Source organism: Paenibacillus sp. FSL W8-0426 (genome assembly GCF_037969725.1).
In the GTDB taxonomy this organism is placed as follows: Bacteria; Bacillota; Bacilli; order Paenibacillales; family Paenibacillaceae; genus Paenibacillus; species Paenibacillus hubeiensis.
Window position 1 is genome coordinate 3119510 of the sequence record NZ_CP150203.1, and the last position, 24825, is coordinate 3144334.

Annotated in this window: 20 protein-coding genes; 15 read left to right on the top strand and 5 right to left on the bottom strand. The window is 45.5% G+C overall.

Annotated features, from left to right (window positions below):
• Window positions 1-34: 34 nt before the first annotated feature.
• The 5 genes from MKY59_RS14190 (at window position 35) to MKY59_RS14210 (ending at window position 9826) form a co-directional block, all read left to right on the top strand.
• Window positions 35-1279, top strand: coding sequence for a hypothetical protein (locus tag MKY59_RS14190; protein WP_339278101.1), 1245 nt, complete (start codon window positions 35-37; stop codon window positions 1277-1279).
• Complete coding sequence (locus MKY59_RS14195) at window positions 1263-4166, top strand: hypothetical protein (RefSeq protein ID WP_339278102.1); 2904 nt, start codon at window positions 1263-1265, stop codon at window positions 4164-4166. Before MKY59_RS14190 ends, MKY59_RS14195 begins: the two co-directional genes overlap by 17 nt.
• A 318-nt stretch (window positions 4167-4484) precedes the next feature.
• Window positions 4485-7271, top strand: coding sequence for an AAA domain-containing protein (locus MKY59_RS14200; RefSeq protein ID WP_339278103.1), 2787 nt, complete (start codon window positions 4485-4487; stop codon window positions 7269-7271).
• An 847-nt stretch (window positions 7272-8118) separates the two neighbouring features.
• On the top strand, window positions 8119-9132 hold the full coding sequence (locus MKY59_RS14205; RefSeq protein ID WP_236413886.1) for an ABC transporter substrate-binding protein: 1014 nt from the start codon (window positions 8119-8121) through the stop codon (window positions 9130-9132).
• Window positions 9133-9367: 235 nt separating this feature from the next.
• Window positions 9368-9826 carry a hypothetical protein gene (locus MKY59_RS14210; RefSeq protein ID WP_339278104.1) on the top strand — a complete coding sequence of 153 codons (459 nt, stop codon included), beginning with the start codon at window positions 9368-9370 and terminating at the stop codon, window positions 9824-9826.
• A 49-nt stretch (window positions 9827-9875) separates the two neighbouring features.
• Here MKY59_RS14210 and MKY59_RS14215 read toward each other — a convergent pair whose 3' ends face one another.
• From MKY59_RS14215 to MKY59_RS14225, 3 genes are read right to left on the bottom strand one after another with little or no spacing between them, the layout of a single operon-like run.
• Window positions 9876-10682 carry a MerR family transcriptional regulator gene (locus MKY59_RS14215; protein ID WP_339278105.1) on the bottom strand — a complete coding sequence of 269 codons (807 nt, stop codon included), beginning with the start codon at window positions 10680-10682 and terminating at the stop codon, window positions 9876-9878.
• Between the two features lie 30 nt (window positions 10683-10712).
• Window positions 10713-11591: an AraC family transcriptional regulator gene (locus MKY59_RS14220; RefSeq protein WP_339278106.1), complete on the bottom strand. Its 879-nt coding sequence runs from the start codon at window positions 11589-11591 to the stop codon at window positions 10713-10715.
• A 34-nt stretch (window positions 11592-11625) separates the two neighbouring features.
• Window positions 11626-12909: a glycoside hydrolase family 27 protein gene (locus tag MKY59_RS14225; protein ID WP_339278107.1), complete on the bottom strand. Its 1284-nt coding sequence runs from the start codon at window positions 12907-12909 to the stop codon at window positions 11626-11628.
• A gap of 240 nt (window positions 12910-13149) precedes the next feature.
• On the opposite strand from MKY59_RS14225, the gene MKY59_RS14230 reads away from it, so the two are divergent.
• Window positions 13150-13680 (top strand): hypothetical protein, encoded by a 531-nt coding sequence (locus tag MKY59_RS14230; protein ID WP_339278108.1) that lies wholly within the window; start codon window positions 13150-13152, stop codon window positions 13678-13680.
• 28 nt (window positions 13681-13708) lie between these two features.
• On the opposite strand, the gene MKY59_RS14235 is transcribed toward MKY59_RS14230, so the two are convergent.
• Window positions 13709-14284 carry a methyltransferase domain-containing protein gene (locus tag MKY59_RS14235; protein ID WP_339278109.1) on the bottom strand — a complete coding sequence of 192 codons (576 nt, stop codon included), beginning with the start codon at window positions 14282-14284 and terminating at the stop codon, window positions 13709-13711.
• Between the two features lie 515 nt (window positions 14285-14799).
• Here MKY59_RS14235 and MKY59_RS14240 point away from each other — a divergent pair.
• From MKY59_RS14240 to MKY59_RS14275, 8 genes are all read left to right on the top strand, one after another.
• A complete protein-coding gene (locus MKY59_RS14240; RefSeq protein ID WP_339278110.1) occupies window positions 14800-15507 on the top strand; it encodes a metal ABC transporter ATP-binding protein in 708 nt (235 codons plus the stop codon).
• Window positions 15453-16310, top strand: a complete 858-nt coding sequence (locus MKY59_RS14245) for a metal ABC transporter permease (protein ID WP_236413894.1) — start codon at window positions 15453-15455, stop codon at window positions 16308-16310. Before MKY59_RS14240 ends, MKY59_RS14245 begins: the two co-directional genes overlap by 55 nt.
• A 2-nt stretch (window positions 16311-16312) precedes the next feature.
• Window positions 16313-17371 carry a metal ABC transporter substrate-binding protein gene (locus MKY59_RS14250; protein ID WP_339278111.1) on the top strand — a complete coding sequence of 353 codons (1059 nt, stop codon included), beginning with the start codon at window positions 16313-16315 and terminating at the stop codon, window positions 17369-17371.
• A 358-nt stretch (window positions 17372-17729) separates the two neighbouring features.
• Window positions 17730-19010, top strand: coding sequence for a NosD domain-containing protein (locus tag MKY59_RS14255; protein ID WP_339278112.1), 1281 nt, complete (start codon window positions 17730-17732; stop codon window positions 19008-19010).
• Window positions 19007-19582 (top strand): nitrous oxide reductase accessory protein NosL, encoded by a 576-nt coding sequence (locus MKY59_RS14260; protein WP_339278113.1) that lies wholly within the window; start codon window positions 19007-19009, stop codon window positions 19580-19582. The genes MKY59_RS14255 and MKY59_RS14260 overlap by 4 nt, the downstream gene beginning before the upstream one ends.
• Window positions 19583-19606: 24 nt before the next feature.
• Entirely contained in the window at window positions 19607-20428 is an 822-nt protein-coding gene (locus MKY59_RS14265; RefSeq protein ID WP_236414348.1) for an ABC transporter permease, read from the top strand.
• The gene (ccmA, locus tag MKY59_RS14270) at window positions 20421-21146 is read left to right on the top strand and encodes a heme ABC exporter ATP-binding protein CcmA (protein ID WP_339278114.1); all 726 of its coding nucleotides are present in this window, start codon (window positions 20421-20423) and stop codon (window positions 21144-21146) included. Before MKY59_RS14265 ends, ccmA begins: the two co-directional genes overlap by 8 nt.
• Window positions 21147-21156: 10 nt before the next feature.
• On the top strand, window positions 21157-21699 hold the full coding sequence (locus MKY59_RS14275; protein WP_339278115.1) for a TlpA disulfide reductase family protein: 543 nt from the start codon (window positions 21157-21159) through the stop codon (window positions 21697-21699).
• Window positions 21700-21875: 176 nt separating this feature from the next.
• On the opposite strand, the gene pelA is transcribed toward MKY59_RS14275, so the two are convergent.
• Window positions 21876-22838 (bottom strand): pectate lyase, encoded by a 963-nt coding sequence (pelA, locus tag MKY59_RS14280; protein ID WP_236413903.1) that lies wholly within the window; start codon window positions 22836-22838, stop codon window positions 21876-21878.
• A gap of 391 nt (window positions 22839-23229) precedes the next feature.
• Here pelA and nikA point away from each other — a divergent pair, with 391 nt between their 5' ends.
• Window positions 23230-24816 carry a nickel ABC transporter substrate-binding protein gene (gene nikA, locus MKY59_RS14285; RefSeq protein ID WP_339278116.1) on the top strand — a complete coding sequence of 529 codons (1587 nt, stop codon included), beginning with the start codon at window positions 23230-23232 and terminating at the stop codon, window positions 24814-24816.
• Window positions 24817-24825 lie beyond the last annotated feature (9 nt).

Below are 24825 nucleotides of genomic sequence, written 5' to 3' on the forward strand. Positions count from 1 at the left end.
AGATTAAGCAATTTATTATGATCGAGGTGTATACATGTCGATAAAATCCTACCAATGGGAGAGGTTTTGGTGTGAACGTACAGAATCATATAGTTTGACTGAAAAGGGATACTTAATGGATCCAACTTCCGAGTATGGGAAGCTTGTTAATCATAATATAAAAACAACTGAAGATATTTCACGTTTTAAATGTGTTGTTTTATTAGGTGAACCCGGAATCGGAAAATCAGAAAGTATAGAAAATTTAGTGAATACAGAGGATAATCACAGCAAAACTTTGCGTATAAATTTGAGATCGTATGGTTCAGAAGAAAGATTGATCAAAAATTTGTTTGAAAGCCCTTTATTTTTGGAATGGGAAAAGACTAAAGAAAATAATATATATCTATATTTAGACAGTTTGGACGAGTGTTTGTTGAGGATTAATCATGTTTCTTCCATATTGGCCGATGAACTTCAGAAATATGATGTGCAACGCATTTACTTAAGAATTGCTTGCCGCACCTCAGATTGGCCACACCAGTTAGAAAAGGACCTTGCGGAGCTATGGGGGAAGGAACAGTTCTTGGCACTTGAGCTATTACCATTACGTGAAAAGGATGTTATCGAGGCAGTAAAGGACAAGGATTTTCAAATCAATAACTTCATGACTGCACTATCTGAAAAAGATATTGTCCCTTTTTCAATCAAGCCTATAACGTTACAGATGCTAATTGATATATGTCAGAACAGAGGGAGATTTCCAGAAACACAAAGTGAAATATATCTTCAAGGATGTCAAATCCTATGTGAAGAACCGAATGAGACCCGTAAAAGATCAACTCATGTTGATCCAAGGAGAAGATTGACTATAGCTTCTAGAATAGCTGCATTAACTGTATTTACAAATAAATACGCTATAGGGTATAGCAGAAGTATTCGAACTACAGCAGAAGAAGATATTCAAATATCAGATATTATAGATGGATCAAATAGAACCCTGGAAGATGTTTTAGTGTTGAATGAAAGTGATGTTCTTGAAGTACTCTCAACAGGACTTTTTACTTCGCGAGGAATTAATCGTCTGGGATGGGCTCATCAAACTTACGCAGAGTATTTAGCAGCTTTATATATTGTAGAGAATAAACTGGAATTAGAGCAGATAATTAGCTTAATTAGCCACCCAGAGGACGGGCATATAGTTCCTCAGCTGTATGAAGTAGCTTCTTGGTTGGCTTCATTTAATATGGATATTTTCAAGTATATCTGGTCGCGATCCAGAAGTGCTACTAAGAAGTGACATCAAAGGCACAGGCGATACAGCAAAAAAGGAATTGGTTACAGCTCTTCTAGATAGATATAATTCTGGTCTAATGCATGATGGAAATTACGAGATAATTCGTTACTTCGATAAGTTATGGCATAATGACTTGGGATCGCAGTTAGAACCCTATATAGTGGATAATTCCAAAGATATAATAGTTAGAAGAGTTTCGATACGTATAGCCAAGGCGTGTAATATAACAGAAGTAAAGCAACATCTTCTTGATCTTACATTCAATAAAAAAGAAGAGTACTATTTACGTGTAGCAGCAGGTAGTGCTTATATAGAAATGTGTGATGACGAAGAGATTGTAAAGTTGCTCCCCCTAATTCGTTTTGACTATGATGACCATCCTGACGAAGAATTGAAAGGGATGGTATTAAAGGCTTTGTGGCCTAATTACATTTCTGGTCAGGAGCTATTTTCAAATTTGAATTTACCAAAGAGGAGTAATTTGATAGGATTATATCGAGATTTTATAAGTCATGATATCATTACCACTCTACATGATGAGGACCTGCCATTCGCACTAGAATGGATAGAACAATTCGTTGATGTTCATAGAATAAAGTTAACCATACAGGGACTATTCCATGAAATTATGGGAAGGGCTACTGAACTTATAGAGATTCCATCTATTTTGGTGCCATTTATGAGAGTGTTGAAAAAGAGGATTAAACATTTTGATCATTTTGAATACCTACCAAGACTCAATAATGATGAGGTTTTAAGAAAAGCAATTATCACCACATTAATTAAAGAAATTGAAACTCCTTCGGACGCCACATATATTTCATCATCGGCGTTTTTACGTTCCTCGGATGTTCCATGGCTATTAGAAAAAATGCTCATGATAAAAGAAATTGAAATTCAAAGAGAATATGCAAAGATTATAAACAGAGTATTTAACCCGAATAATTACGAGCAGGTACATTTATTAATTGTTGCAGCTCAAGAGAATGATATAATAGCCCAAGAATTTAAATATTATTTTGAGAGTGTACAATTAAAATCGGAAAAAGGAATAAAGTTAAAAGAAAATTACTATTTTTTAAGAACTAGCCGTCAAACAGAGAGAGTTGAGATACCACCTCTATCACAAAGAATTAATAAATATCTATCGCAAATTGAATCAGAAAATATTAAGGCATGGAGACGTCTTTGTTACGAACTTTCTTTTGATAAGGATGGTGGTGGTTCAAATGAGCTGGAGTCAAGTTTAAAGAATTATGATAGCTGGTTAGAATTAAATGAAAATGATCGGAAAAGAATTATTAATTGTTCTGAAATCTATATAAAGCATATGAAATTAAAAAGAGATCAATGGTTTGGAGAGAAATACAATAAGTCATTTATGGCCGCTTATAAAGCAATAAGATTAATCTACGGTTCTAAGTATAATGTTATACTCGAACTAAACAATGATGTTTGGACAAATTTTTCACCAGTGCTTGTAACGCAGTATACTGACTCAAATCAAGAAAAGTCGATTCAACTAGAGCTTATTGAATTAGCATATTCTAGAATTCCTGATCAGGTAATATCTGATTTGCTAATCGTTATGCAAGAGGAAAACAAATCTCTTAATAACATTTTTGTGAATAAACTAATTGCAAATTGTTGGGATGAAAAAATGAAACGCGCCATCTTTAATTTTTTTATATCCTATGATTTAGCTCCTCAGTCTAAAAAAGCTATACTTGAAGATCTACTTTTACATCAAGTACATGGAGTAGAAGAGTATATACTAACTGAGATCGAATCTGTATTGATTAATGGTAACATGGAGAAGAAAAGTGTAGCTATTTTAGGGGCAGTAGCACTTTGTAATTATTCTACACAAGGGTGGAAAAGAGTTTGGAATTTTAATACTCAAACAGAGTTTCTAAAAGAGTTTTTTTTAGCAGTAGCAAATGAGAGCCAAGCGTCGCTAAAACTTAACTCTGTAAAAGAAACACTGCTTGCTGATTTATATATATGGTTGGTGAATCATTTTCCACATGAAGAGGATCCAAAATATGAAGACGATGAAATGGCCCATTTTGTAGGCCCACGAGAGAGTCTGACTGAACTTAGAGATAATATGTTGAAGCTTTTGAAAACACGTGGAACTAAGGAATCACAATTTGAATATAAAAGAGTTATTGATGAATTGCCGCATTTGAGTTGGCTGAAATGGGGATTAGCTGAGGCGGATCTGGCTGCTAGACGCAATACGTGGACTCCTCCTCGACCTATTGATATTATTTTATTTGCAAGTAATAAAGAAAAGAGACTCGTACGGAGTGGTGAAGAGCTTCTTGATGTCATTCTTGAAGCATTAAATAGAATTGAAAAAAGGCTTCATGGCGCCACCCCAGAAGTACGTTCTTTATGGAATGATTTAGGGAATAGTAAATTCACTCCTTGGAACGAAAATGAGTTTTCTAATTATATAAAACAACGTCTAGATGATGAATTAAGAGGGAGAGGAATCATTACAAATCGCGAAGTTGAACTTCAACCTACATTAGGATCGGAAATAGGAGAACGAACGGACATCCATGTAGATGCTGTTTTACCTGATAATAATAAATATGAGAAGATTACAGTTATAATAGAGGTCAAAGGGAATTGGCATCCAGAGCTTTTTGAAGCTATGCAAGACCAGCTATCCAACAGATATTTGAAAGAAGGAAAGACACTGTATGGGTTGTATTTGGTAGCATGGTTTGAGAGTGATAAATGGGACCCTAATGATCCGCGCAAAAGAAAAAGTTCTAAACACGATATTACAGAGGTGAAGAGAGTTTTACAGAAACAAGCAGAATGTTTATCGACTAATAAATTGATAAAACAATACGTAATGGACGTGACTTATTAAGTGTAAATATATAAACACCACAAAACGCGTAAATGCCCCCTTCGAATAAACATTGGAAAACACCTTGATTATTCCGATGAATTCTTAGGGGTGTGTTTTTGTGTCAGGATGACAACGGCTATGGATGAATCACAAAAAAGCTGATACGCTTTGCACAAACGCCAAATTAATAAGACATACCACACTGGGGAGCATGTGGCGGAGAATCTGTGTCGGCGAAACTTTACAGTAGCAAATCTGAATCAGAAAAAGGAATACTTTCCAAATTTATAGAACCCTCTTTATATAATATCAACTACACATACAAAGGAGGCTGTTATGGACCAAGAGAGATTTATGATCATCGTTAAAGGGGTTGACAGGACACGGGATGTATCCTCATATGAAATGGATCCTCCAAAAGTATGGATTAAATACGAAGGTTCTTCTAAGGCTTATTCTTATGGACTCAATGATGTACAGTTACTGACGCCGACTATTCAGGACATAACGGAGGATATGGCTGTTTTTCACGATGGATATCCTTTTGATAATGTAAAAAGAGTGCTAGATTTCGGTCCAAAGATTAGGGTGTGTTTCAACAATGAGAGTATTCGTACATACGATAGGGAGCGTATTCAAGTTAGAAATAGTAGTACTCAAAACGCTGAAGGGCGTGAGATGCTGGACTATTGGCGTGCGATTTCAAAACATGTGAAGAGTGAGGATGAATACGAGAACAAGGAAACTTTTTTAGCAAAACAATTTGCAAAACTAAACTATGTAGATCCAGATAGTGTTTTAAGTCAATATCTTCTGAAAAAACCTATAAAGAGCCATATCTCGGATACAAGGGAGCCGATTTTCCCGTTTAGGTACAATTTGAGTCAAAGAACTGCACTTGAGCAGGCTTTAAAAAGCACCATCAGTATTATCGAAGGCCCTCCGGGAACGGGTAAAACTCAGACGATCTTAAACATCCTTGCGAATTTGGCGGTTATGCAGGGAAAAAAGGTAGCGGTTGTTTCGGGTAATAATGCTGCAGTTCTGAATGTGCAAGAAAAGATGGAACGGCAAGGGTACCACTTTTTTATAGCTAGTTTGGGCAACCAAGAGAACAAAAAAAAATTCTTTGCCAATCTACCAAATTGGGATGTATCGGAATGGTCAAGCGAGTTGCCAGAGGACGAGTTAAACGCCACACTACAAGATTTGAATCAACGGATTCACTGTTTAATGGAACTGGATCGGGAGAAGGCACAGCTTATGCAGAAGCTGTCGGCCTACTTGCTTGAACAGGAGCATTTTGAGCATTATTATGCTAGGCAGGATGTTCAATCTATAGAGAAGTTTTCATTTTACCAGCAGACATCAAAGCGGATTTTAGAGTTTATGAAAGATAGTTTTCTGGCTGTTGAGATGAAAAGGAAATATAAACTCCTTTATCAATTCAAGTTATTTTTCAAGCATGGTTTTACGGATTTCAAAAGATTGAAGGAGCATGGGCTGGATGTCATCTTGAATGTTCAGCGTAAATTCTACATGTTAAAAGTTAAGGAGCTATCAGATCGTATTCAGGAGCTTGAGAATGAATTGGAGTCCCAAGACTATCAAACCTTAATGAATCAGCACCAGCAGATTTCTGAAACGCTCTTTCGTCACAGATTACATGAGAAATACCATAACCGTCCGGCTGTTGACTGCAATGAGAAGACATACACTCAGAGCAAAAAGTTCAAAACGTTTATCGAGCATTATCCAATTGTACTTAGTACAACGCATTCTTTACGGAATTGTGTACCCACAAACTACTTATTTGATTATTGTATCATTGACGAATCTTCGCAGGTTGATCTGCTGACAGGGGCTTTAGCTTTGTCCTGCTGCAAGCAGGCTATTATTGTAGGTGATACCAAGCAACTACCACATATCGTTGGGAAGGAGGTTGAACAGAAGATCCAGAGTCAGGTGGCTCCTAACATGAATGGAGCTTACAGTTATATCGAGCATAATTTGTTGTCATCCATGTTGGCTTTATACGGCGATTCAATTCCAAAAGTGATGTTAAGAGAGCATTACCGCTGCCATTCTCAAATTATTGAATTTTGCAACAGGAAATATTACGACGGCGAATTAATTGTTTTCACCGATCCAGGGATTTCTGAATCTCCTTTATTGATTTACAAGACGTCACCGGGCAATCACATGAGGGAAGTGACCCATGGTAAAAAAGGAAAGTTCAATGTCAGGGAACTTGATGTCATTGAACAGGAGATTCTATTGGGATACCTTGAAGCGGCAGTAGGTCATGCGGATATCGGCTTTGTAACGCCATATCGCAAGCAAGTGGAGAAAGCGACTCAGCAATTCACTGCAGATATTGAGAGTGACACGATCCATAAATATCAAGGCCGTGAGAAGTCTGTTATGATCATGTCTACGGTGCTCGACCGAACCAGAATAGGAGGCATGGGGATGAAATTTGTTAATGATCCCTGTATGATCAATGTGGCTGTGTCCCGTGCGAAGGAGAGGTTTATTCTGGTGACCGATCAGTCAGCATTTCGCAAGTATGGGAATGAAGTGGGAGATCTCATGAGATATATGGAATATAGCACGCTGGACAACAATGTAGTGGAGAGCGAGATTCATTCTGTATTTGACTTGTTATATAAGGAATATTCTAAAAGTCTTCAGAAATTTCGAGAAAGCGTTCGTTTCTATAATAAATCAAGGCATCGGAGCGAGAATATTATGCAGGCCTTGCTCGACCAAATGTTACAGGAGCCTATGTTTAAGGATTTTGAACTAGGGAATCAGGTTCTACTGATGAATTTGTTTAGCGACCTGGAGCGGTTAACTGAGGAAGAGCGTAGATTCGTGAAACATGGTTCTTCTGTTGATTTTGTGATTTATCATAAACTGGACCGATCGCTAGCGCTGGCGATTGAAGTAGATGGATTTGCCTTTCACGAGAACAATCCTGAACAACTAAAGCGAGATAAGAAAAAAGAAGAGATTTTCAAAAAATTTGGAATGGAATTAGAAAGGTTCCGTACCAACGAGAGTGGGGAAGAACAGAGGATTAGGGAGCTGTTAAACTCTATGTTATATAAGGCAGAGTGATTTAGATAGACTAATCATCTTCGATTTTATTTTATTAGTTCAACGTTTTCTCTTTAAACGTTCGACTCTCATCAGTGGTTTGATATTTTTTGCAACCGCGGCATTAGGTCCTTCCACAACTGGTTATCTGTAATGGTTTCGGTTTTTCTTTCAGATTGGCCTTGTATTTCGCAACGGCCTTTTTCCAAAAGAAGTATTGGCAATCACTACAAGCTTGGTTCCGTCAGGAGGTAGTGCTCTCAACGACATATATTTTTCCTTAAAAAGTAGCTCCAGTAAATTACGATTTCCAATATCCTCTTTTATTTGCTCCGAAAGGAAGCGGTCGATGGTACGGAAATCTGGAACTTATAGCCCGGCAAGCACATAAATATGATATTTCCCGGACAGTTTTAGCGATTTGACGGGGACGGCAGATTCTTTTGGTGAGCATATTGGATGATAGCTAAAAAGGCGAGCACCGGAGTACGCAGCAATGAATTTGAAATCACTCAGGCGATTGACAAGTATGGTTTACCATCGAACAAGGTGATTTTCGGGGGATGTCACTCTCTAAATCCATTGGCAAACAAAATTGATCCATTCTATATTGAAAGTACAAAGAAACCGTCTCCTTTCGGATGTTGGGTAGTACCTCCATTTAACCAAGGAATGGTTTCTTTTTTTATAATTTAAAAAAGGATGTATATAGCCATTTTTATGACTTTTTGGACAACTCCTTTAGTGTTTTTTGTATTGGAGGATAAATAACCAAAAGGGCTAAAGTAACAAATAGTCTTGTCAAAAGTGTACCCGCATGATAAAGTTGATAACGATTATCAATATCATTAAAAAAGGGTGGATTCATTTGTTGAAACGGACAACTTCAATCTGGCTTATGCTTGTACTGGCCATGGTGTTAGTGCTGAGTGCATGCGGCCAAAAAGCGACTACAACGACCGAGACGACAACGAATGCGTCTGCGGGAGCGGACCGTTCGACCGATACAAGTTCTTCGGAGGCAACAGCGGTAACGGAAGAAGAAACGGTGACGTATCAATCCGATGCAGGTGAGATACAAGTGCCTAAAAATCCGCAGCGCATCGTCGATCTGACGGCATTCTCGACAGGTTATTTCGTTGCGCTGGATGCACCGGTCGTCGGAGCGCTCTCGGGCGCGATGAACAACAAATACATTAAAGATCAATTGGCCGGCCAAGGTACGACGGACCTGGGCGAGCAGCCGACAGCCGAGCAAATCGTCAGCCTGCAGCCGGACTTGATCATCGCTTATACAGGAACCGAGGGAATTGATCAATTATCCCAGATTGCTCCCGTCGTACAGCTCAAGTATGGTGCGCTAAACTACAAAGACCTCATGCTGGAGCTGGGCAAACTGACCAATCGGGAAGATGCGGCCAAAGCATGGGTCGCGAACTGGGAAGCCAAGATTAACGAACTGAAGCCGCAGGTGAAGGCCGCGGTAGGCGACCGCACGGTTTCGATCCTCAACCCGTATTCGAAGGGGCTATATGTATTCGGCCATAATTTCGGCCGCGGCGGGGAGATCATCTATGGGGAATTTGGCCTTAAAGCACCAGCCAAGGCTCAAGCCGAAGCGATCGACAGCGGAACAGGCTGGGCTTCCATTTCAATGGAAGTGCTGCCGGAATACGCGGGTGACATCATCTTTACGAGTCCATGGTCGGGCGATACAAGTGATCCGCAGATTGTTTACGAGAACAAGATCTGGGCTAATCTGCCTGCGGTGAAGGCCGGACATGTATTCCAGCTTGACCCTACCTCGGACACGTACAATGATCCCATTTCTTTGGAAGGCCAGTTGAAGTTTATTACCGATAGCTTGCTTTCCGCCAAATAAATCCTTATCCGTCCATAACGTTTAACCATAAAAACGAGTATTCCTGAAAGGCTTCCTAGCGGCGGTTCAGGAGTACTCGTTTTATTTCACGTCTATTTAAATAGGATATAACGTTCGAAGAGAAGGGATACATCGAGAAATACAGAATATTTGAGGGTGTATGCTGGGAGCTTGCTTTGGGGTATTCGTCGTATCAGCGATTGTTACAAGTTATGATACAGGGAGGAAATGATCCGTGGTACTAGATGACGAAGCTTTTAAAAAGCTGATATCCACCAGAAATGTTGGGAAAGTCACGTATGGAATAGAAAAAAGGGAAGCAGAGAACGAAAAATGGATGAATGATTTATTGGTCAAAATGGGGCATAACTCGTCGAGAATCGAACATCATTGGAGATCGGTAACGAGGGAGTATGCCCATCAGATTCTTGAATTCATCTTTACCATGGAAATGACCCACAACCTGGCCATAAATTCTAAGCCGTTTGCGCACTCCATAAGCAACTGTTATCTGAATCAATTCGGACCAGAGGCAGAATTTTACACGAATGGACTGTTCGATACTTCTGACGGCTCTTTCAAGCTCTATGCCTGGACGTCTATTACAGATGGCGAAACGTATACCTATGATACAGGGGTCATCGGGATCGATACAGAGCGAATTGGAATTCTTTGGGCGACCGATCCTATGTAGATAAAAGAAAAAAGGCCTTCCCTCTCAACGAATTGGAGTGATAAAGCCGCTATTTCGCGATGCGAACCTGAATCTCCGTCAAAAATTCATCGGTATGGATCGTTTCCCGGTTGTCGATTTCATAGATTTCGAAAGGGGCATCCAGCAATGCATATCCGTTTTCACTGGCATGGTCCATGACGTCCATGATCCGCTTTGCACTCTGAGTATAATCCCCTCGGTAACAAAGTGAAAGGTACTCCCCGGCGGGAAGCAGATCATCGTAGTCGCGGGCGTTTCGATCCAAAATGAAAAAGATGGAGTCGAACACCTCCTTCATGCCTGCCTGCAATTCCTCGACGGCCACGGATGCTCCGAATAATTGATTGCCAAAATCACGGATTTTGCTTTCATGCTTTTGATGCAGCTTTTTGATCGCCAAGTCCATTTCCTCATCCCTCGTGATCCGCATCTTTAGCTGTAAGCAAGGCCGATCGGGATAGGATTTGATCGTGAATACTCCAGTTTCAATGTTCTTTGCTGCAGACAAGACATGGATTCGTTCCTGGATAAGTTGTTGCTTGAAACGCAGCCTTTCGATCTGTTCGCTGATCAGCGCCTCCTCCGTATGGAACAACGAAAGCGTACTATCAATGCTTTGATGGTCCAAGTACTCTTTGATCTGCTGCATGGAGAAGTCCAATTGGCGCAAATCGCGAATAATGTTCAATTTGTATATGTCATGCAAGCCATAGAGCCTATATCCATTGGTGTCCCGTCGTGGCTGGAGCACGCCCAATTTCTCGTAATAACGCAAGGAGTCCGCGCCGATTTGATACAGTTTGGATATTTCATTGATTTTAAAAACACTTTTCATGCCTCGATCCAATCCTTCTTCAATAAGTAATCAGTCAAAAAACAAACGATGGAACGCCAAATGGCTTTTTGCCTTGCGGAATTCGCCTGGCGAACATCCGACAATGCCATGAAAGACTTTGATAAAATAACTGCTTCCCGAGAAGCCCACTTGTTGGGCAATTTCCTCGATGCTAAGATCGGTTTCGCGCAGCAATCGCACCGCATGGCCGAGCCGGATCTTGGTCAAATACTGCAGCGGGGACATTCCTATGGTTGCCGTAAATCTTCGAATAAAATGAAACTTGGACAAACCTGCCGCCTGTGCACAAGCATCAACGCCTGAAATAACCGGATAATGCTCTTCCATCCAGGCCAAAGCCTTGCGAATCGCTTCCGGATGGTCGCCGTCTCCGTCTGTATGGCTGGTATAACGTCTCAATTCCATCATGAATCGGTAGACGGATGACGAAGCACGGAATGCATCCGATAGCTGACCATCCCTGGCATCGAGAAAAATATGCTCCAATGTATGGATTACCGAATGGTGACGCGGAATGGGAACGATCGGGCCGTACTTTTTTTTGACAGCATGCCAGTGGTCCTGCAGCCCTGTAGGACGAAACAGCAAAAAAAGGAATTCCCAGGATTCGTCACGGTCATCGAAGCGATAACAGTGATCGTCCGGGATTTCCACGAGCAATGCCGTCTCCTCCGGAACGAGGTACTCTTTGCTGCCTACACGGAGGCGTCCTTGTCCGGATAACGTATATTGAAAAAGAAAAAGGGGGCCGTCGGACCGCTTCAATCCGTCCCAGGAATAGAGGGGGGACGAGACCTGGTCGCGACCGACGGCATATAGTTCATAAAGGCCCATGGCTTCCGCTTCGGAAAAACGGAACCCGATCGTTGAATACTCAGGCTGATTCAATTTTGGTTTAGTCATCTTCTAAGTATATGGAAGTTTACGGTTCGAGTCTATACAATGCGGCTCCATGCGGAGCAATCTCGGCAGACAACGTCCCGTCATTGACGTTAACGTGCTTTCCTGTCCAAAGCTCTTTCGCGCCAGAGGAGCGGGTTACGCCGATTTGCTGCAATCGAACGGAGACGGTGGTCGCTTCGTCACCAACATTAAACAATGCGACGTACACGGAGCCGTCCGTATGATTGGCTTGCCATACAACCTTGTTATCCTCACGGGATACCTGGCGTGCGCCAAAGCCGTTTCTGTGCAGATCAAGCACGTCCCGGTTGGTCAAGAGGGATAGCGTCCAATCGTCGTTGTCCCGCATTTCTCCGCCAAACATGAGTGGCGAACGGAAAATGGACCACAAGGTCATCATCGTCAATTGTTCGTCCTTGGTAAACCGCGTCCACCGATCGCTGCCTCCGCCGTCCACGGAACGAATGCCGAGATGGCCGAGGGGCAGCATGTCGCAATCAGGCCACTGGCCTGGCTCCACATGTTCGGCCCACTTCTCGCAGCGTTCGAACATGCCGAGCAGCAGGGGCCACAGATCCCAGAAATCGTCGGTCATGCGCCACATGTTGGCATTGGCTTTGAATTCCTCGGCGTGCTCCAGAGGGGCTGGCCCCGGTGAAAGGCTGAGAACCATCTCTCTGCCGCTGCGGTCAATGGCTTTGCGAATCATTTCGATTTCAGGCAAATGGGCTTGATACAGGCGGGATGCAGCAATGTCATCCACTTTAACGAAGTCGACGCCCCAGGATGCATACAGTTCAAACAATGAATCGTAATAGGCCTGAGCACCTTCTTTGGCTGCATCTACGCCGTACATGTCCGTGTTCCAAGGGCAGATCGAATTCGGGTGGGCGATGTCCCGAGCCGTGGCCGAGGTGCCCAGAATCGGCGTTGCCGCATGGGCAGCTTGACGCGGGATGCCGCGCATGATGTGGATGCCGAACTTCAGGCCCAAACTGTGCACGTAATCCGCCAATGGTTTGAATCCTTTGCCCCCGGCGGCAGAAGGGAAGCGGTTAACGGCTGGCATCAGCCGAGAGTATTCGTCCATTTCCAGAGGCACAAACGGCCGATACTGCGAAGATATTGCTCCAGGTTCGTACCATTGGATATCGACGACCACGTATTCCCATCCATACGCCTTCAAGTGCTCTGCCATATACTCCGCATTTCCGCGAATCTCTTCTTCGCGCACGGCAGCACCATAACAATCCCAGCTATTCCAGCCCATAGGCGGGGTAAGTGCAAATTGGTGATGATTCATGTCCAGATCCCATCTTTCGTTGATAAAGTATGTTCTGGCTTCATTTTATGGGAACGAAGGATAAGGGACAATCATAAAGTATTGCTCAGGTTGTAAAATATTGCTGTTCTATTGGCGTGACGAACCACGTTGTAATGCCTGTAACGGGTTAGATAGGCTGAATCATGATATAATAGGCTGAAATGGAATAAATATGATGAACATCGAGACTACCAGAGGGTATGGAATGGAGGGAAACGTATGGACCACCGGCAGCTGCTTCCTTTGGTCGAACGGCTGGATGCGAGAGGCATCCGTTACGCTTTAGGCGGCAGCGGATTACTGCGTTATCTGAACTTGATTCAAAGCGTAAACGATTGGGACTTGACGGTTGAATGCTCCAAAGTCGAGCTGCTGGAAGCCATCCATGGATACGACTACAAAGAACAGCCGAGTGGAGACCCCCCGTTTGCCAGTGAATACCGATTGAGTTTGCCTTCATTGAACGTGGATATCATCGGGGGCTTTGCTATATATTCAGGCAAGGGTGTGGTTAAATTGCCCATCCGGCGTATGAGCTTCTGGGACGGAGTCCATGTTTCCCATCCGGAAGTCTGGTATGTTGCTTACAGATTAATGGATCGCGGAACGAAAGGCGATATGTTGTTTCAGTATTTGCAGTCCAATAAAAGGTTGGTCAATCAGGACCTCGTTCACGAGCTGCTTGCTGCCGATCATCTTGATCCGTTTTTGCGCAATGAGCTTAACGATTTGTCATTACCCGCAGAATGAGCATGACATGGAACAGGCGCTATCCTCATCATTGCAGCTCATTTATTTCCCTTTTACGACAGACATAAACGAAAGCCGGAGGGAAGTTGAGCGGAACGAATTCCACTTTATCGATGACGAATGTTTCGGTCAATTGCTTTTTCATTTGAAGCGAATACTGGAAAGCAATGAACTGCCCGCCAGGTTTCAGAGCCGAATGAATCTGTTCGACCAATGCATCCCTCAGTTTGCGCTCGAAATTGAAAAAGGGAAGTCCGCTAAAAATGCAGTCCAATTGCTCGACATTCGCTTGTTGGATCGTTTCCACCAGGTGGGTCGCATCGGCATGACAGGTGAAACGCGGATATTCGGCCTGCAAATTGTTTCTCATGGCCGCGTCCATTTCGAACAAAAACACCTTTGTCGCTTCGGTTGCCCGGGCTTGAATTTGGCGGGTGATTGCTCCCGTACCCGACCCAAGCTCCGCGGCGGCCTTCATTTCATGCCATGGCGCATGTTTCACCATGGTGTTCGCCAAAAAGCGGGAGCTCGGCATGAGGCTTCCGACCCGTTTCGGGCTTTGAATGAAGCTTCTCAAAAATAATAGATTTTCATTCAGAGTCAACGTTTCCACCTCCATTTCCGTTAACATTGCAAAAATAGAAGCGAAGCCAAGATATATGCTAACCAGCATACGTGCCTGCTGCAAAAAAGGTAATGGTCCAACATCACGCACTCGTGGTTGGAAGCAGGGCAATTTTTCGATGATCGGCTTCATGGCTATCTTAATGAACATAACTTAGGAACCACCGGGGATATTTCTAAAGAAATTCTAAAGAATTCGTTGCTATATAAACCGCACTAATTAATCACATCAGGCCACTGCGATTTATATAGCGATACGGAGTGGATATAAAGGCAACAAAAAAACCTTGCCAACCTTCGTTGACAAGGAACGATTACAGAACCGTGAGAAGTCGCTTTATGGCGGCTTTTTTGGCGTTTTAGCACGTACGAAGAATGGAGGAAAGGAGGGCGTTTTATAGAAAAAAAGGAATAGATCCGGTTTACAAATCGTAATAATTACGATAAACTAGCTTTTGCAAAACGTAATTATTACGATTAACAGGAGTGCCAGACATGATCTTATCCTCTTTGCGGGATGTTGTATTTGGCTATGGCCATGAACCGGTCATCGAACAACTCTCGCTAGACATTGCTGCCGGACGGTTCATCGGAATCACGGGGGCTAACGGAACTGCCAAAACGACCTTGCTCAAACTGATGCTTGGATTGCTCAAACCTTGGAGCGGTACGGTGTCGTTCAATAATGTGCGGGAAGACGGAACGAAGGTGATCGTGGGATACGTGCCGCAGCAAGTATCTTCCTTCAATGCCGGCTTCCCAAGCAGTGTCATCGAGCTGGTGCGTTCAGGTTGTTATGCGCGCTTGGGGTGTTTCGGCCGATTCAGCAAACATATGCATGACGTGGTTGAGCAAAGCTTACGGCAGGTCGGCATGTGGGAATACCGTCATCGCAAAGTCGGCGAGCTGTCGGGAGGACAGAAACAACGCGTATGCATCGCACGGGCGCTTGCCCAGGAACCGGATGTACTCGTGCTGGACGAACCGGTGACCGGTCTGGATGCCAAGAGTAGGATCGAGCTGTATCGATTTTTGAAGGATAACGTGACAGCGCATGGGAAAACGGTAATTATGGTTACCCACGGCCTGGAGGAATTGGCACAGTATCTTGACACGGTCATCGAACTGGAAAGAAGGGAGGATGAGGGATGGCGATGTTCGGTTACGAATTCATGCAGCGTGCTTTCTGGGCAGGCGCAATGATCGGCATCATTGCCCCGATTCTGGGAGTGTATTTGATGCTGCGCCGACAAGCGCTGATGGCCGACACGCTCTCACATGTCTCCCTTGCCGGCGTGGCGTTGGGATCGGCCTTGTCGCTTAATCCTTCGCTCAGCGGATTTGCCGTAGCGATCCTTGGAGGCATACTGATCGAGCAGCTTCGGCGCTCTTATCGCACCTACAGCGAGCTCCCGGTAGCGATTATCATGATCTCCGGCCTGGCACTCGCCGTTGTCCTGATGAGTCTTAAGCAAAATTGGAGCAAAAGCTTGAGTTCCTACTTGTTTGGTTCCATCGTTGCCGTAAACGACACCCAACTGCTGCTGATTGCTGCGGTGCTGCTTACAGGACTGGTGTACTTTATTATCTTAAGACGTCCGTTATACAACCTGACCTTTGACGAAGAGACAGCCACGATTTCGGGCGCAAAGGTGAAGCTGCTGTCCTTTTCCTTTGCCGTACTGACCGGCATGACCGTAGCGGCAGCGATGCCGGTTGTGGGCGTGCTTTTGGTGTCGGCATTGATCGTGCTGCCCGCCTCGCTTGCGTTAAGGATTGCGCCAGGGTTTGCAGCCGCGATACATATCGCGATTGGCACCGGTCTGGCCGGTATTTTTTCCGGTTTGAGCTTGTCCTACTACATCGACACACCGCCTGGCGGTACGATCGCATTGGTTTTGCTCGTTTTCCTGCTTGTCACGATGCTTTTCCAAAAGCTGCTGCAGCGCCGCAGCCGGCGAAGCGTGAAATATGCCAAAGAACGAATGAACAAAAGGAGTGCATGAATATGAAATTTTGGAATCGCAGTTTTATCTTTTTAGCTTTGTCGCTTGTATTGGTTCTGGCCGGATGCGGCACGAAATCGAACAGTGCGGGCTCTTCAGCATCCGATAACGCAGCGTCTTCAACGGCCGAAGCATCCACTGACGATGCTGCACAGAAAAAGCTGGAGATCAAGACCAGCTTCTATCCGATGTACGAATTCACTCGTCACGTCGCCGGAGATTTGGCCAATGTCGAAAATTTGGTGCCAGCAGGCATGGAGCCGCATGATTGGGAGCCGACCGCACAGGACATGGCAAAGCTGACCGAAGCCGACGTGCTGGTATATAACGGTGCCGGTTTGGAAAGCTGGGTAGGCCAAGCATTGGATAGCGCCACAGGCTCGAATCTGAAAGCCATTGAAGCAAGCCAAGGAATCGACATTATGGAAGGCTCGGAAGCGCATTCCGAAGAAGAGCATGACCATGACCATGAACATGGCGAGCATGCACATGAGGAACACTCGCATGATGAAAGCGGGCATGTTCACAATCACGGCGGTCTGGACCCTCACGTATGGTTGTCGCCGCAGCTGGCGATTCAAGAGGTTCGTAATATTGAAAAAGGATTATCCGAAGTTGCCCCGGAATACAAAGAACAGTTTAAAGCCAATGCCGATGCATACGTCACCGAACTCGAAGCGCTGGACAACGAATTTACGGAAGGTTTGAAGGATAGCAAACGCAAAGATTTCATTACGCAGCACGCGGCCTTTGGTTATTTGGCCAAACAATACGGGTTGACGCAGGTACCGATCGCTGGATTGTCCCCCGATCAGGAGCCATCTCCGGCCCAAATGGCAGACATCGTGCAGTTTGCCAAGGAGAACAACGTTAAAACGATCTTCTTCGAAACACTGGTCTCTTCCAAAGTGGCCGACACGATCGCTAAAGAGATCGGAGCGAAAACAGATGTTTTGAATCCCATTGAGGGACTTACGGAAGAAGAGCTTGCCGCAGGAAACGACTATGTGCGCGTGATGCGCAGCAACCTTGAAGCATTAAAAACAGCATTGAACGAATAGCGATACGTTGCAAACACGAATCCATGTATACAAATCCAATAAACGAGAAGGCGTTGACTTTTGTGGTCAACGTCTTTTTGTGCACTGCATATCATGGATTCCATCACAAATTGGACACAATTTCCAAATGGGTATAGCTACGTCGAGCTATATGGGAAAGAGGCAAATGTTTGTACACTAAACACAGTTTGTTGTTATCGATGACGTTGCAATCCTTTCGTGGCAATGACGAAACCCATGATGAAAGGAGGGAAATTCCATTCCAAAAGCAGCCGGATCAACGCGTTCGCTGTTCTTGTTTGATGAAAAGCTGTTATTTCGATGGCTTGTCAGCATGCTTGCTTTGGGACTAATGAGCATGTTGTCTTTTTACGGCATTGCCTTTGCTGAAAATAGCAGCGGCCCGATCCCCTTGCAGCCACGGATCGACCGCGCTGTTAATGGCGAAGTCATTACATTGGCACCAGGTACATATTCGGGACCGATCGTCATCGACAAAAGCGTTACGATTCAGGGCGATGATTCCGTCGTGCTGATCAATCCAAAGGCAGCTCCCGCCATTTCGGTTCAATCCGACGAGGTGAGATTAACAGGGTTTCGCGTGCGGCAAGAACATCTCGGCGAGCATGCGGCAATTCACGTGACGGCAAATCAGGTCGTTCTGTCCGATCTTGATATAGAGAGCCAAGGTTACGGCATCATTCTTAGAAAAGCCAGCCAAGGAACCCTGCAGCATAATCTCATTCGTTGGACGGGGCCGTCGAGCACGAAGAATGCGCTGAAGGGAAATGGGATCGACCTGTATGCATCGCAGGAAATCCGGATCACGGATAACGAAATTCACGATGTGCGCGATGGCATTTACATGGAAAACAGCCGCAGCATCGAGGTCGCCAATAATAGGTTATTCGGCAACAGATATGCCATTCACTTGATGTATGTTCACCTTTCGAACGTCACGGGCAACCTGGGCGAGAGAAATGTAACCGGAGCCATGGTCATGGGTGCCAATAAAGCTGTAGTTACGGGAAATACGTTCCGCAAACAAAGCGAAAATGTTCATTCCCAAGGCATTCTGCTCTATGACGTGCAGCGTTCGATCGTCGCGGATAATGTACTTGAGGGAAACCGTGTCGGATTGTATATCCAGGAGTCTTCCGAAAACGAGATCAGCCGAAACGATCTTTTGCGAAATTTCGTTGGCGTGCAATTCAACCATGCGGAGGGAAACGAGCTTCACTCCAACCGATTCGTATCAAACGTGATCGAAGCGCAAGCGGTGGAAAGCCGAAACAACGTCATCCGCCACAACTACTGGGATTCGTTTCAGGGCCTTGACCTCAATGGGGACGGGGTAAGTGAGGCGGCTTATGCCATCAACCCGTTTTATCAGCGTTTGATACAACGCAACTCGGCCTTTCAATTGTTTTTTCAATCCCCGGGCATGATGTTTCTGAGCGACCTGCATACGGAAGGCAGAAGCGAATGGCTCACCGATCTTTCGCCGCGAATGAAACTGGATGCTGCTTCCCGGGCTTACGCAGGAGATAACGAGAACAATCGGTTCGTGCCATGGCTTGGGGGACTGTTATTACTTGCTGCAGGATATATGTTCTATTTGGGAGGAAGACGAAAATGAAAATGAAATGCTGGACATTCACTTTAATCATGTTGTGGTCCATCTTTCTGTTATCGGGCTGCGGCGCGAAATATGCGGCTGTGCCCATCAATGAGGACGTCGATGTATGCGTGATTTGCAATATGCAGGTTAAAGACGATGCTTTTGCCACCCAACTGACGACAAAGGATGGCCAAACGTACAAATTCGACGACATCGGCTGCATGAATGAATGGAAACAACAGAACGGGACGGACCAAATCGGCATGGATTTTGTCCGTGATTATAATGACAAAGAATGGATCGAATACGGCAAAGCGACTTATGTCTACGATGCTTCCCTAAGAACGCCAATGGCTTACGGCATCGTTAGCTTCAAGGACAAGCCGTCCGCCGAAGCCTTCGTTCAGGAACAGGGCGTCGGCCGAATCATGACTGCCGAAGAACTCGCATCCCACGACTGGAAGCAAAATACGGAGGGCATGGACATGCATGGGGAAGGTCAGGGACATACCCACAGTCATCAACAGGAAGCAGGGAGTGAGGAAACGAATCATGCTAACGAAAAAGCAGGAGATGCCGGTCATCATTAATCCGAAAGTCGGTGGAATGCCATGATCTCGAACCTGATTTACGTCGCCAACCGGGAAATCAAACTGGGTTTCCGCAACCCTTGGGCTTATTCGTTCCTGATATTGTTCTGCATGTTCGGTTTGAGCCTGCTGGTGCTGAATGCTCAAAATGTCGTTGAAGGTTTTTCGGGTACGACGGGTTCCTTGCTAAATTTAATTCTCTATCTGCTGCCGTTGATGGCCCTCTTCATCGGATCGTTTTCGTTGACGTCGGAGAGGGAAGACGGCGCTTGGCAATTGTTGTCCACCTATCCTTTGCGTACGTCTTCCTTCGTGATCGGGAAATACCTGGGTTTGTGCTGCGTGCTGATTACGATTGTCTTCTTTGGTTACGGACTTATGGGGGTCGTCAGCGGATTCATGGGCAACGCATTGGACCTGTTGACGTATGGGCTGTTTACGATGTTTTCAGCAGGGTTGGTATGTATGTTCGTAGGGGTGGCTTTATTGATTGGTTCGATCTGCAGCAATCGGTGGCAAGCACTCACCATTTCGGTTTCCGTCTGGTTCTTCCTGGTCATTGCCTGGCCAGCCCTGCTTATTGCGATCCTGGGTTTCGTTCCTTACGCATGGGTGCAGCCGCTTTTGTCTGTTTTGACGTTGCTGAACCCGGCAGAGCTCGTCCGACTGTTCGTTGTCATTAAGCTTGGCGGCGGTTCGATCCTCGGACCCGAATATTATCGGTGGGTTTTCTGGATACAAAAACCCGGCGGAACAGCAATGTTCATGATTGCCTTATGCATTTGGATTGCCTTGTCCATGCTGATCGTTCATCGGATATGGGAAAGGAGGCGATACCTTGGCTGACCACGTTATGCCCTATGTAGTGCACGTCAACAAGTTATGCAAGGTAATGAAAGGAAAGGCACTTGTGCAGAACGTTTCATTCACCATCCATGCCGGACAGATTCTGGCGTTATGCGGCGGAAACGGGGCAGGCAAAAGCACCGTGCTGCGCATGATAGCAGGCATTATGCTCCCCACTTCGGGAGAAGTGAACGTTAACGGCCAAAGCCCAAAGTCGAAACGAACACGCTTCGCCGAGCAAATCGGATACATGCCCGACGATTTTCGCTTCAGCCACAGCCTTTCCGCCGAGGAGACGCTTCAGTTCTGGGCAGACTTGAAAAATGTCGGTACGGACAGAGTGACCGACGTTTTAGAAATGGTTGGGCTCGGGAATCACAAAAAGCAACGCGTCACGACGTTCTCCAAAGGGATGCGGCAAAGATTGCTTTTCGCCCAAGCCGTTCTGTCCAAACCGCCGCTGCTCATTATGGATGAGCCGACGAACGGACTAGACCCGTACTGGATGCAAGAATTCGCTCGGTTGATGAAAGGCATCCGGGCCGAGGGGCAGATGGTCGTTTTCTCGACGCACCAATTGGAGATTGCGGAGGACGTTGCCGATGAGGTGGTGTTTCTGAACCAAGGCCAGCAGGCGGACTTCGGCCCGACGTCCCGGTTCCGGGAACGATTCGGCACGCTGCATGCTGCGTTTCGCCACAGTTTGGGATTAAAGTGAGGTTAGCGTATTGCGATTTCTATCCATAATCATGCGGCGCGCACTGGCTTGGACGATCATCACTGCAGCAGTTGTATGCGCGGTTGCGGTTGTATTGCAACCATATGCAGATTCACGACAGAAGGCCGAAAAGGGGATTATTGCCGTGGGAGAGACGGCTCCCGATTTTGCAGCTGTCGATTTGTCAGGGGAACAAGTACAACTTTCGCAGTATCGCGGGCAGGTCGTGCTCCTTCACTTTTGGGCCTCCTGGTGTGCTCCCTGTGTCAGGGAAATGCCATTATTGAACCGGTTATCCCAATCCCATAATAAAAACGTAAAGACGATTTTCGTCAATGTGGGGGAGTCCAAAGCAACCGTCCGCGAATATCTCGCCGAGAACGGCTTTGAACTTGACGTCGTGATTGATGCGACCGGCAAAATCGCAGGATCCTACCATGTGCCGGGATTGCCTGCAACGATGATCGTCGATCGGAACGGAACGTTCGATCATATCCTTTTTGGCGAACTGCATGAGGACATGCCGATCGACCGATGGCTGGCTGAGCTTTGATCTTGAGCAGGGCACGGGCTCTTTTGGAAACCGGAGAATGAGAGCCGGAATCATCAAGTTGTAAAGGAGGGCTGCGCCCGAAGCGTTGGGATTTGCTTCGAGCGCAGCTGTTTTGGTCATATTGACACAGGGACCGGAAGATGGTTCAGACCGCGAGGCGATCCCGTGCATTCAACTTAGATTTTGGATGGCCAGTTGCCGTACCAGGCGTAGCCGGCCCGTCTCTCTTGGTCGATCTCGCTGAGATTGTATCTGACAATCCCGTCGCGGCCGACAAAGATCGGCTTGTCCGTGCCGATTTCATAGAAACGTGCCCACAGCGGCGTTGTGATGCTGGAGTCTTTAATGACTTTGCCGTCCCCGTTTTCTCTCACGAATTTGATGCCCGTCATCTTGACCTTGTCAAACCAAGCCTGGGCACCGTTAATGGACGCGGTAATCTTGGCATTGGCCGGTCGTGTTTTCAGGAATTTTACGATAGTGCTGCTCTCTGCGGCGGAGAGGGAGGGAACTTCGTATATCCGTGCTCCCGCTGGTTTCAACGTGCTGGAATCATGCTGCTGTCCCCAAGCCGTCAGCTTGCCGCCAACGACGACCTGTGTATTCAGAATGGCATCTACGCCTTTGTTAACGGCATTCCGGCTGCGATCGGCCAGGGAACTGTCAATAAAGGAGAAATCTCCCTTGCGGTTAGCGACTTCATCCAGCAGGTACATGACATTGATCATCGCGTCGTCATTATACGTGATGTGTTTGTGGTAACCCGAGCTTTGGTAAATTTGAGGCCATCCGCCGTTGGCATACTGCATGTTCAGCAAAAAGTTGATGCCTTTGATCGCTGCAGCGGAATATTGGGGATTGTTGGTCTTTTTAAATTCGCTGGCAAGTCTTCGGATTTCAGAATATGTAGCTTTGTTATCGATCGTGGATTTTGCCCATTCTCCGCTCGTTTCTTTGTAATCTTTTCTCCATCCTCCGTCAGGACGCTGGTTTTTCAAAATATCGGAAATGCTCGCCGTCGTTCCGGATGCATCCGCCGCATAGACTTGCCCCGCAGGTAGAATTGCCGTTCCGACAACAGGAAGTGCCAGGGCACAGGCCATCATCAAAGAAGTCACCGTTTTTTTCGCGTTCAACATCTCGTATACCCTCCTAAGTTTAAAATGATAACGGTTCCAAAATATCGATTACCGCTGCTACAGCCTCCTTTTTTGATTCTGGAAAACCATTTTCATCATGTCCATTCCAATTTGTGGATATGGACAAGCTCATTTTATGCAAAACTTTAAAAAATATCAATCTTTGCACATACCATATGGGTGTATATTTTGAATATATTGTTCATCAGAGATAATCTTTAATTAAATTGAATCATATAGACGTATAGGGATAATATACAAATTTTATATGAATATAGTTTCACAATAAAATGGAAGCACACATTTATTTTCAAAAAATGCATTGTGAATGAGCAAAGTTTGTGCTACGATCTTAATCGTTATTATTACGATTAATTTTCAGGAGGAAAACATGAAGTCTACATTTTTGATGGGAATGGTGCTTTTGCTGGTGGTGTTAACCGGTTGTGGACAGCAGGCTAACCAGGATGACGAAGCTGGAGCCGCCAAGGACGAATTGGTTTTTGCCAGCACTAAAGATATTCGCGACATTAATCCGCATCTGACGGGCGGAGAATTGGCGGCGCAAAATATGGTTTTTGAATCACTCGTCGTGAATACTGCGGACGGCGTGCAGCCTAAATTGGCCGAAAGCTGGGAAATCTCCCCGGATGGTTTGACATATACCTTTCATTTGCGCAAAAACGTTGTATTTAGCGATGGCGAAGCCTTCAATGCCGAGGCCGTAAAGAAAAATATCGATGCTGTCGTGTCCAATTACGATAAGAACGCCTGGCTCAATCTGGTGCAGGAAATCGACAACACGAAAGTGGTGGACGAGCACACATTGGCATTGACGTTAAAGCACCCTTATTATCCGACTTTGGAAGAGCTGGGGCTGACAAGACCGTTCCGCATGATCTCCCCCAAAAGCTTCATCGACGGCACGACCGCGAACGGGGTAAACGGTTATGCCGGGACCGGACCATACATACTGACGGAGCACAAAGACAATCAATATGCCTTGTTTGCTTCCAATGAACGCTACTGGGGAGAGCAGCCCAAAATCAAACAAGTGCGTTGGAAGGTCATGCCGGATCATCAAACGATCCTGCTGGGATTGCAAAAAGGCGAAGTGGACCTGATCTTCGGAGCCGACGGTGACATGCTGGACGCCAATGCGTTCAGCGCACTGCAAGAGGGTGGAAAATACGCGACGAAAATCAGTCATCCGTCCGGATCGCGCTCGATCCTGCTGAACAGCAATCGCGCGTTCACGAAGGACAAGCTCGTACGCGAAGCACTGCAATATGCCATCAACAAACGGACGATCGCTACAGGCATTCTGAACGATACGGAACAGATCGCGGATACGTTAATGTCCAAGGCCACGCCGTATGCGAACATCGATTTGAGCATCCGTTCTTACGACGCCAACCAGGCCGAGCAATTGCTCGATCAAGCAGGATGGGTAAAATCGGATGACGGTTACCGCTACAAAAACGGGCAGAAGCTTCATCTGCTGCTCTCGTATAACTCGGACAATGCGCAAGAAAAAACGATCGGCGAATCCATGCAAAGCGATCTGAAAGCGATCGGGGTGGAACTCGAAATTTTGGGTGAAGAAAAGCAAGCTTACTTTGACCGCCAAAAATCCGGCGATTTTGATTTGCAATATTCCCTGTCTTGGGGACTGCCGTATGACCCGCAAACGTACGTCTCCACATGGCGCGTACCTTCCCACGGCGATTACCAAGCCCAAGCGGGATTGGAAAAGAAAGCTTGGTTGGATCAAACCATTAGCGAAGTTTTGCTTGAACAGGACGAGTCCGCGCGAGCGGAAAAATACAAAGAAATCTTTACTTACGTGCATGACGAAGCCGTGTATTTGCCTTTGACGTATTCGGTCGTGAAAGCCATTCACTCGGATCGTTTGCAGGGCGTGGATTTCAATGTATCGCAATACGAAATTCCGTTTGAAAAGATGTATTTTCAATAACAGAGAGCG